This is a genomic window from Enterococcus haemoperoxidus ATCC BAA-382 (assembly GCF_000407165.1).
Classification (GTDB): domain Bacteria; phylum Bacillota; class Bacilli; order Lactobacillales; family Enterococcaceae; genus Enterococcus_L; species Enterococcus_L haemoperoxidus.
Genome location: NZ_KE136480.1, coordinates 753,691 through 766,036, shown reverse-complemented (window position 1 = coordinate 766,036; position 12,346 = coordinate 753,691). Strand labels below are relative to the sequence as shown.

Annotated in this window: 11 protein-coding genes; 9 read left to right on the top strand and 2 right to left on the bottom strand. The window is 36.1% G+C overall.

Translation table 11 applies throughout. The features are described 5' to 3' along the window. The first annotated feature begins 133 nt into the window (after positions 1–133). The 8 genes from I583_RS14180 (at position 134) to I583_RS14150 (ending at position 5,790) form a co-directional block, all read left to right on the top strand. Positions 134–553 carry a RinA family phage transcriptional regulator gene (locus I583_RS14180; RefSeq protein ID WP_010762108.1) on the top strand — a complete coding sequence of 140 codons (420 nt, stop codon included), beginning with the start codon at positions 134–136 and terminating at the stop codon, positions 551–553. 504 nt (positions 554–1,057) lie between these two features. After that, positions 1,058–1,363: a hypothetical protein gene (locus I583_RS14175; protein ID WP_010762107.1), complete on the top strand. Its 306-nt coding sequence runs from the start codon at positions 1,058–1,060 to the stop codon at positions 1,361–1,363. Positions 1,364–1,408: 45 nt separating this feature from the next. Continuing rightward, on the top strand, positions 1,409–1,651 hold the full coding sequence (locus I583_RS14170; RefSeq protein WP_010762106.1) for a hypothetical protein: 243 nt from the start codon (positions 1,409–1,411) through the stop codon (positions 1,649–1,651). A gap of 159 nt (positions 1,652–1,810) precedes the next feature. Next, a complete protein-coding gene (locus tag I583_RS16905; protein ID WP_010762105.1) occupies positions 1,811–1,960 on the top strand; it encodes a hypothetical protein in 150 nt (49 codons plus the stop codon). 15 nt (positions 1,961–1,975) lie between these two features. Next, positions 1,976–3,298, top strand: a complete 1,323-nt coding sequence (locus tag I583_RS14165; protein ID WP_010762104.1) for a hypothetical protein — start codon at positions 1,976–1,978, stop codon at positions 3,296–3,298. A 143-nt stretch (positions 3,299–3,441) separates the two neighbouring features. Beyond that, the gene (locus I583_RS14160) at positions 3,442–3,999 is read left to right on the top strand and encodes a hypothetical protein (protein ID WP_010762103.1); all 558 of its coding nucleotides are present in this window, start codon (positions 3,442–3,444) and stop codon (positions 3,997–3,999) included. 83 nt (positions 4,000–4,082) lie between these two features. Beyond that, positions 4,083–4,304 (top strand): hypothetical protein, encoded by a 222-nt coding sequence (locus tag I583_RS14155; protein ID WP_174270363.1) that lies wholly within the window; start codon positions 4,083–4,085, stop codon positions 4,302–4,304. A 181-nt stretch (positions 4,305–4,485) separates the two neighbouring features. After that, on the top strand, positions 4,486–5,790 hold the full coding sequence (locus tag I583_RS14150; RefSeq protein WP_010763307.1) for an ISL3 family transposase: 1,305 nt from the start codon (positions 4,486–4,488) through the stop codon (positions 5,788–5,790). Between the two features lie 117 nt (positions 5,791–5,907). Here I583_RS14150 and I583_RS14145 read toward each other — a convergent pair whose 3' ends face one another. After that, positions 5,908–6,624: a hypothetical protein gene (locus I583_RS14145; protein ID WP_016249911.1), complete on the bottom strand. Its 717-nt coding sequence runs from the start codon at positions 6,622–6,624 to the stop codon at positions 5,908–5,910. A 12-nt stretch (positions 6,625–6,636) separates the two neighbouring features. Beyond that, the gene (locus I583_RS14140; RefSeq protein WP_010762099.1) at positions 6,637–7,365 is read right to left on the bottom strand and encodes a hypothetical protein; all 729 of its coding nucleotides are present in this window, start codon (positions 7,363–7,365) and stop codon (positions 6,637–6,639) included. A gap of 471 nt (positions 7,366–7,836) precedes the next feature. Between I583_RS14140 and I583_RS14135 the strand changes: the two genes are divergently transcribed. Then, a complete protein-coding gene (locus tag I583_RS14135; protein WP_010762098.1) occupies positions 7,837–12,315 on the top strand; it encodes a phage tail family protein in 4,479 nt (1,492 codons plus the stop codon). The last annotated feature ends 31 nt before the right edge of the window (positions 12,316–12,346 follow it).

Sequence of the window (12,346 nt, the reverse complement as noted above, 5' to 3'; positions counted from 1 at the left end):
TTTACGATGTGATCGAATGATCGTATTGGCTAGAAATAGTTCGTTTTAACTTTTTATTCAATGATAGTCAAAAAAAGGAGTCGCTGTGTTGGTAGCAATAGCGAAGATGAGAAGATTAAAAGGAGGAAAAAAGATGAGAAAATCAACATTTAACTACATTAAGGATATTTTAGGAGATTACCCCAGGATTGAAGAATATATCAAACAACGTGAAGAGGAATTAAGATATCCTCATCGTGAAAGTGATTTAAATGCAGGGATCAAAGGAAGTAGACAAGCTTATGACGTTCAAGATCGATTAATGATCACCATCGAGCAGGATCAAAGATTAGCTGCACTAGAAAGGAATAAACGTGTTGTTTCTACTATATTGGATGAGTGTTGTGATGATACTAAAATGATTATTCAAGAACTATATATGCGGCGCATGCCAAAATACACGATTCAAGGTTTGATTACAAATGGCCTGATTTTTGTTGGTAGAACAAAAGCGTTTGAATTACGGGACTGGTTCTTTTTACAAGTCGCAAAAGAGTTACACTTGACTATCTAAACTGTGAACGATAGTCGGATTTTTGGAACAAATTTCCATTGTAAGATGATAGTATCAAAAAATAAACAACAGCATAAATCGTTGAATCTTTTTTGATAAATAAATTCTTGCCTAGAAAAATGCGTCCGGATTTGTTGTCTGACATTCAGACGAAGTACAAAATATGAACGATGTCCGAATTTTTAGAAACACTATTTAGTATAAGATGATTTTATCGAAAACTAGTTATGAGAGCACTGGCTGACGGAAGCTCAAAATAAGTCTACTTCCAGTCAAGCACGCTGTAATAATTCAAGTTATCGTATGAGACAAATCCCGAAAATTCCGGCAGATAGATTTTTACAAATATCCAAAGAATCGAATAAGCGGATAAAAAATTTGTCTACGTTTATATAGATCATGATGTGACGATCGCACATCAAAAGAGATTTGTATAGGACACGTAAACAGAAGGTTCAAATCAATAAAAAAGAGTATAAGTAAGAGAAAAAAGCGAGGATACCTATGAGTAAGTATTTTAAATTGGTCAGTGTAATCGACACAGTCACTACATTAAATGTAGCCTACCAAAAAAATGGCAGGATAGCCTATAGCCATGTTCGTTTAAGTCCTGGTGAAAAATATGAATTAGGTAATGATGAAGTGTTTAACCAGACCTTACAAACTATTAAGATTGAAAGACCCTATTCGGAGCAATTAGCAAATGAATTAATATCGTTAGGTGTTGACTATACAGAAAAAGTTTGTAAGTCCTGTGGTGGTCACACAAAAAAAATCTCTTACTTGGCTATAGAAATTATTGATGAATGAATCTTCGTTTACTAAGAAAAAAAGACAATAATTGGAGGCGAAAAGATGAAAATCCAATTTCTGGGAATCAAGAATCAAGTGAAAAAATCAGGCTGTTCGTCTTGCGGCAGTCGGCAAGTGTCTAAGCATACATTTCAGCGTGAAGCTCGAATGGTTTTACCTAGCGGACAGGTCAAGACTTTTTATGTAGGTGAAGTGTATAACGTAATGGAGCAAGATGGCGAATTTCTGCTGAAGCAGATGTATAGCTTGGATGGACAGAATGTAAAAATGTTTAAAGCGGGCTGAAAGAGGCTGCTACGTTTTAAAATTATCTAGCTATGCAAGCTAACTCCTCAGAGAAAAGATAAATTATGAATGAGACAAAAAACATCTCAGTCCTAATTTTCTATTTCTCGTTCGGAGTTGAACGAGCCTGCTACGCTTTTAAAATTAGGAGGAAAGAAAATGGCAAAAGAGAAAAAAGTAAAAGAAATTGCTAAAAAAGATACTGTTGATGCACAAGTATTTATTCAAAGAAAATTACAAATATTAAACCAAAAAAATGGCGGAAGATATGAGCGCGATGCAACACGTGTCGTTCAAAATAATCAATAATAGGGGGAATTATAAATGACAAGATGTAGCAATGATACATTGATTTCTAAAATTGGGATGAAATCATTAAATAAATTAATGGAAGTTGATTTTGCCGTATTAACGGATATCGACAGCTGTGTAAAAGTAAATACAAAAAATTATATCGATTATAACGGAACCAGTGCAGTTTACAATGTTTACAGCACACCAGAAGATATGTTTAATTGTTTAGCGGAAGGATGCAAAAATTCAGGAACATTGACGGTTATGAATGCTGCTGGATCCGCATCAGGCGCTTCATTTGCAGTCAATGCAGATGCGACAGAATTCGCAGCGGGTGTGATCACGTATTACCTTCACTTCCCAGCAGCTGGAACGTATAGAGTTGACACAGCTATTTCTGATATTGCAGATCAAAATCAATCAGATTCAGATATCTATCAAAAACAAGTAACGGTACAAGGTGCCGGGTTCCATCCTGTAGTGATCGATTTATCTAAACTCTCTGAAGCTGGAAGTGGTGCAGGTTGGGCAGCAGGCGAAAATGGGATTATCATTCATGTGGATGTAACACCAGAAAATTCGATTATTTCAACGATTGGTTTTTCTTCGATCTATGTTTATAACAGTATTGAAGATTTTGAAGTCAATGATGTTGTTAAGATCGGCTGTATCGATGAATTTGCTGGAGAATTAACCGTTGACCCAGTTGAAGCAAGCTGTTTTGGTGCAGGCTACGATGCAACAAGTATTGCAATTGAAAGAACATTAACTGGTAAGAGTGCAACTGCGAACTATTGGAAATTGAACCCTTTGATGTCTAAAGGAACATTGACAAGCGGCTGGTTGATTCAAACAGCTGAAAAAGCAGTTTCTGCTACTACGATCGATGGCGTGGATTACGGCTATGTTCAACTTGCAGATATGAATATGGACGAATGTGCCTTTACATCAGCTGCGATTGCCGACAGCTGTAATGTTACAGAATCACTATTGAATCGCGTTAACACACCAGCAGTAGTTGAAATCAACGAAAAACAATTTATCGTTTTAGCAGATGGAAAAATCTTATTCCATAAATCATTAGTAGGAAAAGATCTAGTGATCAGTTATCCGAAAAAAGTTGATGTAGAGCACTTTGTTGGAAATGAAGATGTCTTAGATGCACGTCGTGTGCGTATGTCATTTACACAAGAACAAACAGATGGTGTGAAACAAAACTATGTTTATAACAACGTCTTGATCACGTCATTCCCTGGAACTGTGAATAACGAAGAAACTACTTTTGAGTTTACAATTTCAGTACAACGCGATAAAAATGGTAACTTCTTTGAAATGTACCGTGTAGCAGAGTAATATAAATCATTTAGCTTCAAGAGCTAGCCTTTCGGGAAAAAGAGAAAAAATAAATGAGGCAAAAACCATCTCAGTTATTTTTTCCTATTTTCCAGTCAAGGCTGACCAAGCTCTTTCAGCTTTTAAAATTAGGAGGAACAGAGATGGAAGAAAAAGGCATGAAAGCCGCTGATTTTTTAGCAATCAGCAATAATTTGAAAAAAACGAATGAAAATGATACCCCTTTTGCGGTGGTAAAAGATCAAGAGGTGTCAGTGATCGGTGATGCAAATAAAACCGAAGTGAAAAAAGCGGACTATAGCGTGAGATTTCGTGTCCCTCAAACTCATTTTGAACAAAAACCGGAAGGCGCTAAAGAGGTCGGATCTTATTATGTTTTCAGCGTTGCGTTTGGAGATATCACGATCACACCACGTTCAGATTTAAGAATTGTTGATGCGATCATGAAAATTATCCCATTTTTCAATAAGTTGAAGGAAAATGGCGATATGGAAGACTTTAGCAAAGAAGAATTGTTATCTGTTTTTGTAGGTGCAGGTGATGAAATTCATTTAGCTATCTACAATTTAGTTGCAACATTCTTAGGGATCGACGATCAGATGGGCGAGTATATGCTGCCATTCTCTGTGATCGAAAACCTAAACAAAATCATGGAAAATCATCCAGAAGTCTTTAATGAAGCAGATGTTTTTTTCGGTTAATCTACAGACAAGCATGTGAAAATGAGACTTCAGTAGAAAAAGAATCGGAAACATTTTTTGCGAATTTGAATATTTACACGTACATGGCTCATTATGTAGCCAAAGTGTTAAAGCAACGCCCGAATATTATCTTAGATGAGTGGGGCGTTGCTGAATTATTGGTGGCTTACGGGCAATATGCAAACGAAGAAAGTTATAGTAATTTTCTAGAATGGAAATCGCTTGGGAATGAAACGAAGCGCAAAGTGAAGAAACCAAAAGAGTACGCTGTTTTGTTTTATACAAATGATGATTTGGCGGATTAATTGGTTCAGTGAAAAATGTTATGAATAGTGAAAACACACTCTTTCTTTTATATTCAGGCTCTATACTTTCTGATGTTGGTGAGAAATCACTGGCATCTTTTTAATGCAAAATAATAGAAAAGACACCCTGATATCCTTTAGAATTAAGTCGACTAAAACCAATCAAAAGGAGGAAATCAAGATGTCCTATACAAATCTTATCAAAAATACCTTAGATATTCTAGACTTAAATATTACTTTTAATGAAAATTCTTTAAAAAAGGAACGAATCAAAGGACGAATCTGCCACGTATTTTCTGGTACATTGGACTATTCCGCTCACTCCTGTCATCATTGTGGTGCCAAAGAAAACGGATCGATTATTCTTTGGAGCTTTACAACGTGTCTGATTTTACTGAATGATGTCTCTGAATACCAAACATACTTACGCTTGAAGAAACGTCGTTTCTTCTGCCATTCTTGTGATAGAACTTTTGTCGCTGAAACAAGTCTTATCGAAAAGTGTTGCTCGATTTCTAAGAAAGTCAAGCTTTCGATTGCCGAGCGTCTACGAAACACTTCGTCTATGAGCGAAATTGCCCGTCAAAAGAAGGTCTCTGTTTCCTCTGTTTATCGCGTATTGAAACAGTTTTACGAACCAAAAAAAATCAATCGACTCATCTTGCCAGAAGTTCTTTGTTTTGATGAATTTAAATCAGTGAAACAAGTCGCTGCCTCTATGAGTTTCATTATGATGGATGGACAAACAAAGCAATTACTCGATGTCGTTGAAAACCGCCAGTTGCCTTTTTTAGAACGCTATTTCTCACGATTTTCTTTATCTGTTCGTGAAGGTGTAAAATACATTGTTTGCGATATGTATACGCCTTATTTTTCTTTAATTAAGAAACTATTTCCCAAGGCTCAGATTGTTCTTGATCGCTTTCATATTGTGCAACACATCGGGCGAACGTTCTTAAAACACCGTATTCAACGAATGAATACCTTTCTCCATCAAGGATCTGTAGAAGCCAAAAAATACCGTCACTTGAAGAAATACTGGAAACTACTTCAAAAGAATCAATCGAAGCTCAATTTTGAAAAACGCCAATGGCATCCTTCCTTCCGTGCTTATTTAACAGAAACCGAACTCGTGGATCGGTTACTTGCCTATGATGAAGAATTAAAAGCTGGCTATACCTGTTATCAGGATTTTCTCTATGCCATACAAACAAGAGATTACACACGGTTTCACGCGTTATTAGAACAAGATTATTCTAGGCTTCCAGCTTATTATCAAACAACCATTACTACCTTTAAAAAAGTTCAAACGGGCATTAAAAATGCGTTGGATTTGCCTTATTCCAACGGACCGTTAGAATGCTTGAATAACCATATCAAAGTATTAAAGAGAAATGCCTACGGCTTCCGCAACTTCTATAATTTTAAATTGAGGATTACTTTATGCTTTGGTACTATTCTTTTTCAACCAAATAGAAAAACCTAGAGGAATTTCCCTCTAGGCTTCATCATTGATTTAATTCTTTAGATTTTCTTCACCAACATTAGTTGACAAAGAGCCTATATTCAAAAGAAAGAGTGTGTTTTTAGCTTTATTAGCAAATTACTTAGTTCTTGTCATCTCTAAAATATTTTGTTTAGAAGTAATCGCAATTCGATCTCCATCTACTAATTTAAAAGCTTTTAAATTTTTTGTAGATTTTCCTAGATAATATAATTGAGGGTTTCCATCTTTATGATAAATTTTAAATTGGACTTTTTCATTTTCTATAGGTTTAATTGTATATTGTCTTGCAGGTAAATCTTCACCTACAGCCACATCATTGCCAGAAGTATAAGCAGTTTCACCTTTGGCTAGATTAGGAAGAGGATCATTTAAAAGTTCTGCCTCTAATATCATTCTTTTAACTGTTAACTCAATGCGATCACTTTTAGATAATTTGAAAGCTGCCAGTTCTTTTGTAGATACTCCTAAATAGTAAGTCTGAGACTCTCCATTACTATAATGTATTTTGAATTGTACAGGCTCATTTTCAGCGGGTCTGATAATATAACGTCCAGGCTCAATATCTTCTCCAACAATAAAATCACTACCAGAAATTTCAGTGATGTCTCCGGTTATGAGTTTTTCCATAGCTATATCTAGATTTTCAAAACTACTTGTTTCATCAACAGAATGTTCACTAGTTGCTTGTTGCGTGTTTTCTGTTTGTTTAGTTTGAGTAGGTTTGTTAGGAGAAGAAGTATTACTAGAGCTTTCGCAGGCAACTAATATTAAACTGCCTAACAAAAAGAACCCTATAATTTTTATTTTATTCACAAAAAATACTCCTTATTTAGTTCGAGTTAGTGCCAGTACATCACTTTTTACAGCCAATTTAATTTTATCACCTTGATTTAACTTGAAAGATGTTAACTCTTCTTTTCCTTCTCCAAGAGTATATATTTGGGAGTTTTCTTTGTTATGATAAATTCGTATTCGTACTTTTTTATCACCAATAGGTTTAATTGTGTAAGTTCCCGAAGCTAAATCTGTGCCAACAACTGTATCGCTACCGGAAACATAAGCAATTTCATTTTTTGAAAGGTTTGAGAAATTATCATTTAAAAGTTCTGCCGCCAAAATATCACTTTTATTGGCTAATGAGATTCGATTACCTATATCTAATTTAAATGCTTTTAAATCTTTTGTTTCTTTCCCCAGTTGGTATGATAAGGAGCTTCCATCATTTTCATAAATCCTTACTTGTACAGTGGTTCTATCCTTAGGTTGGATAATATAACGTCCAGGCTCAATATCTTCTCCAACAATAAAGTCACTGCCAGAAATTTCAGTAATATTTCCGGTTTTTAGTTTTTCCATAGCTACATCCAGATTTTCTAAACCACTCGTTTCATCAACAGAATGTTCACTAGTTGCTTGTTGCGTGTTTTCTGTTTGTTTAGTTTGAGTAGTTTTTTCAATAGGCTTGTTGGGAGAAGAAGTATTACTAGAGCTTTCACAGGCAGCTAATATTAAACTGCCTAACAAAAAGAAGCTTATAATTTTCAAATTTTTCATGTTAAATCCTCATTTCTGTAAAATAAGTATTTTGCAGGAACTAAAAAGAAAGTATGTTACTCATAGATACAATAATAACACTTTTTGATTGGAATATCAGTAAATAAATAACAGAAATTAATGATGAATCTAGTCATGTTCGGATAAGTGCACACATAATCCATAAAGAAGTATATTCTGAATGATTTCCGAACTTTCAGATTTGAATTCTGCTATAGAATGGTATTATCAGTAAATAGTTACAATATCTGTTGATAGTAAAAGATCTATCAGTATTTTTTTATTGTGAGTAAAGACGCAGATATATACAGTCTTTAGTTTTAGTTTAGAGAAAATATTCTGTGAAAGAAGTGATAAGTGAATACTAGAAAAAAATATAATATTTAGAAAAAGCATGAGCTTGTTGCCATGTTTTTTTTGTTTAGTATCAGAAAAAGATCCACATAACAAAATAAGAAAGGAGGCGGCAGAGTGGCAATAGAAAAAATATCAATAGATATGAAATCCAACTCTGAAGAAATCGCAAAGCAGCTTTCTAAAATAGACAGTAAAATCAAACAATTAAAAATAGAGAAAAGTAAAGTTCAATCAAGCGTTAAAAAACTTGAAAAAAGCTTAAGTGAATTTAAAGGATTCAGTTTTATAGAAGATGCAGCTAAATCCATAGGATCAGGGGCAACAGCGCTCAAAGAAGTTAACGATAAAGTGCCATCCGATTTAAGCAAAATTGGGCCAAAATTAGGAAATATGGGAATCGCTATAGTAGGAATGGGGACCATAGCGGTTATAGCTGGTGCATTAGCCAGTGGCGATGGGAAAAAAGCCCAAACAGGTTTTAAAACGATTCAAGATATCGGAGAACTATTGGGAGACGCAGCGGAGACCATGAGCCAAATTGCTGTAAAAGTACCATCAGATTTAGGATCAATGGGCGCTCGTTTAGGAAATATGGGGATCGCCATCGTAGGAATGGGAGCATTAGTAGCGATAGCTGGCAAATTGGCAAGTAGTGATGCAAAAGTAGCAAAAACAGGCTTTAAAACGATTCGAGACATTGGCAAGCTATTAGAAGAAGCAGCGGAGACGATGAGCCAAATCGCCGCTAAAGTGCCATCAGATTTAGGGTCGATGGGTGCTCGATTAGGAAACATGGGAATCGCTATAGTAGGAATGGGCGTATTAGTAGGGATAGCAGGAAAACTAGCGCAAGATAATCCCAAAGAAGCGAAAAAAGGGTTCCAAATGATTCGAGAAATCGGCAAACTACTGGAAGAAGCAGCCGAAACGATGAGTCAAATCGCCACAAAGGTTCCAGCAGATCTTGGAGAAATGGGTTCTCGTTTAGGAAGTATGGGGATCGCCATCGTAGGAATGGGTATATTAGTAGGGATAGCAGGAAAGCTGGCCCAAGATAATCCTAAAGAAGCAAAAAAAGGGTTCCAAATGATTCGAGAAATCGGCAAATTATTAGAAGAAACGGCCGAAACGATGAGTCAAATTGCTGCCAAAGTGCCAGCAGATCTTGGAGAAATGGGTTCTCGTTTAGGAAGCATGGGCATCGCAATCGGTGGAATGGGTATTTTAATTGCCATCGCAGGCAAACTAGCTCAAGATAACCCTAAAGAAGCGAAAAAAGGCTTCCAAATGATCCGAGAAATCGGTAAATTATTAGAAGAAGCAGCAGAAACGATGAGTCAAATTGTCTCCAAAGTGCCAGCAGACTTTGGAGAGATGGGTTCTCGTTTAGGAAGTATGGGCATCGCGATCGGAGGAATGGGTGTTTTAATCGCCATCGCTGGGAAATTAGCGAAAGACAATCCCAAAGAAGCGAAAAAAGGGTTTCAAATGATCCGAGAAATCGGTAAATTATTAGAAGAAGCAGCAGAAACGATGAGTCAAATTGTGACAAAAGTGCCATCCGATTTTGGTGAAATGGGTTCTCGCTTAGGAAGTATGGGCATTGCAATAGGCGGAATGGGTGTCCTAGTAGCGATAGCAGGAAAATTAGCGAAGGATCATCCTAAAGAAGCAAAAGCTGGCTTTAAAATGATTCGTGATCTTAGTAGCTTATTAGGTGAAACAGCAGAAGCAATGGGACAAATTGCTGCCAAAGTACCAGGTGATTTTGGCAGTCTAGGTGGAAAACTTCTAGCTATGGGTGCTGCCATCGGAGGAATGGGTATTCTTGTTGGCGTTGTCGGCTTGTTAGCTGAAAAGAAACCAGAGATGGCTATGGCTGGGTTGGCATCTATCGAGGGTATTATAACGCTCCTCACAAAAGCAGCTGAAGCAATGAAACAAATCGATGAAAAAGTACCAGATGACATTGCCAATGTTGCAGCAAAGCTAGCCAATATTGGCATAGCAATCGGAGGCATGAGCGTTCTAGTCGGCGTTGTCGGTGCTTTAGTATCATCAGGTGTTGGCGCATTGATTGCTGGGGCAGGATTAGCAACAGTCTTTCTAGTAGCAGAAGAATTGATGCATGTTTCAGAAGCACTCTACCAGTTAGAGCAGAAAGTACCAGATGATACCTCAAGCATCAAAGGAAAAATAGAATCTGTTACGACAGCAATCGGTTATTTCACTGCAGCTAATCTAGGTGGTGTGTTAGATTTATTCAAGAATGCTGTAGGAGCTCTAAATACTGCAGTTGTAGCTGAGGGAATTATCCAATTAGCAAAAGTGGGAAAAGAACTTCAAAAGTTTGAGGATATTACTATTCCTGCGAATATAGAATCGAAAATCAATGAAATTCAAAGCGTCTTCGAATACTTGAAAAAAGGAGTAGGCTTCTTTAAAGAAATTGGTCAGTTTTTCAGTGGAGGAAAAACAGATACGAAAATCGGAGAAGATGCGGCAAAAGCTGTGGGGAATTTAGCTGATGTAGCTAAATCCATCGAAAAGCTTGAAGAAACTGAGATAAAAGATCCAGAAGGATTAAAAGACAGAATCGAAGAGATTCAAAAAACATTTGAATATTTTACCAAAACAAAAGGTTGGTTCGATGATGTAAAACGAGCCTTCAAAGGTGATAATATCGATGACGGGGTTGCAGAAGACGCTAAAAACTATGTAACTCACTTAGTTGGAATCATGGAACAGCTTGATAAAATCCAAAAAACGGAATTAAATTTTAGTGATGTTATAAGTAAGCTACAGAACGTTCAGGATATTATAAAAGGTTTTGAAAAAATTGATCTCAATATGAAGTTGGACGTTAATACTCTAAAAGCAACAGTTGAAAAGGCTGAGTATCTAAGCAAATTGATTGGACATTTGAAAACAGCTATTGGATTTACATTTGATGCGAATGCTGTTACTAAACTGAAAGAGACCATCAAAGGAATCAAAGAAGCAATCAAGGAAATCCTAAGTACCGACTTTACGCCTAGAGATGAAAATGGAACCAGAAGCAACATGCCTGACTGGACCTGGGCGATGGAAAGAGATATCCAACAAGCAATTGATAAGTTGGGGAAATTAAATGAACTAGGGGCTAAGCTTAAAGCTGCTCTAGCCTTTGAGTTTGATGAAAGTAGCTTTGGAACATTTGAAGAGAGAGTCCAACTCATGCAGGATACCATCCGTAAAGTGTTGCTTACCGATTTTTCACCTACCAATGAAGCTGGTGAGTTTCTTACATTAGAAAAATTGGATGAACAATTGTCTATTATTACAAATGCAGTGAATAAATTAACACAGCTAAATTTAATGGGAGACCAGTTTGCAAAAGCTTTGAATTTTAATTTTGATGAAGGAAGCAAAGAAAAATTTGAAAAAACAATGGGTCAGATTGTTGAAGCTATGGAGGCTGTTGATAAGTTCACGTTAAGTAATACCTCAGGTTCAAATACCCCGGATACTACTGATAATACTAATTTAATGACAGTATCAGAGTCTAATTTAAGCCTTAACAATCAATTAGGGCAGAATATTAATTTCGGACCGCAAACAGTATCACAGAAAGGAACAGATACTTTTGAAGAAAAAGTTGAAAAAGCTCTTAAAAAGATTAAGCAACTCAATGATTTAATAACGAAAATACAAGATGTTCCTCTTTTAAATCCAGTTGAATTTGAAAAGAAAATAACAGCAGTTAAACAGTGTTTAGAAAAACTTAGCCTCTTTGTTGCTGATGAAAAAGTAAATAATAATGCTGAAAAAATCACTAGCAGTGCAGATGCTTTTACAAAATTAGCAGATACATTGAATGAATTATTGCCGGAATTTTCAAAATTCGGTGAAGGCTTTGCATTAAATATCATGGCAAAATATAATGAAATCAATCCAACAGGAACGATAGGCGCAGCATTTACAAACCTTATCACTGTTCTTAAGGGGCATATAGAAACCTTTAAAAAAATTGGGGATTCATATACAACGAATCTAACAGAAGGGCTTATCAACACAATTCAAAATATACCTAAAGAAATTGATACTGTAATCAGCGAGATGAATAAAAAAGATTCTGCAGCTATGACTAATTTCAGAAATATAGGTACTAATTTAGGAAATTCTCTAGTGGAAGGATTTAAGAGTGCTGTAGAAGGAATGTACGTCAAGGTAGAAACGATAAATCCACTTAAACGAGCAACAGGAGGTATCGTTCCTAACTATCTGGCTTCAGGAGGATTGACTAGTATCTTCAAAAAGGAAGGAACAGATACAGTACCAGCGATGTTGACTCCTGGCGAATTTGTTCAGCGAAGATCTGCTGTCAAAACCTTTGGACTTGACTTTATGAACAGGGTAAACAATCTTGATGTCAAAGGAGCATTTAATGCGTTGACTAATAGATTTACTACGCCAGCAATGTTTATACCTGCTGTTTCAACAGTTGTCAATAATATCAATCATACAACTAATAATGCAAATAGAGTTACTCAAAACGTTGTTGGTGGTAACGCAGATTACATGATGAAGCGTGCTAGCCGATATTTGAGGTAAAGTGATATGATGCATTTAAATACCTCTTATT

What these genes read in the sequence shown, in the direction of transcription:
- I583_RS14180 (WP_010762108.1), top strand. Translation starts at nt 134, where the DNA reads ATGAGAAAATCAACATTTAACTACATTAAGGATATTTTAGGAGATTAC.
- I583_RS14175 (WP_010762107.1), top strand. Translation starts at nt 1,058, where the DNA reads ATGAGTAAGTATTTTAAATTGGTCAGTGTAATCGACACAGTCACTACA.
- I583_RS14170 (WP_010762106.1), top strand. Translation starts at nt 1,409, where the DNA reads ATGAAAATCCAATTTCTGGGAATCAAGAATCAAGTGAAAAAATCAGGC.
- I583_RS16905 (WP_010762105.1), top strand. Translation starts at nt 1,811, where the DNA reads ATGGCAAAAGAGAAAAAAGTAAAAGAAATTGCTAAAAAAGATACTGTT.
- I583_RS14165 (WP_010762104.1), top strand. Translation starts at nt 1,976, where the DNA reads ATGACAAGATGTAGCAATGATACATTGATTTCTAAAATTGGGATGAAA.
- I583_RS14160 (WP_010762103.1), top strand. Translation starts at nt 3,442, where the DNA reads ATGGAAGAAAAAGGCATGAAAGCCGCTGATTTTTTAGCAATCAGCAAT.
- I583_RS14155 (WP_174270363.1), top strand. Translation starts at nt 4,083, where the DNA reads ATGGCTCATTATGTAGCCAAAGTGTTAAAGCAACGCCCGAATATTATC.
- I583_RS14150 (WP_010763307.1), top strand. Translation starts at nt 4,486, where the DNA reads ATGTCCTATACAAATCTTATCAAAAATACCTTAGATATTCTAGACTTA.
- I583_RS14140 (WP_010762099.1), bottom strand. Translation starts at nt 7,365, where the DNA reads ATGAAAAATTTGAAAATTATAAGCTTCTTTTTGTTAGGCAGTTTAATA.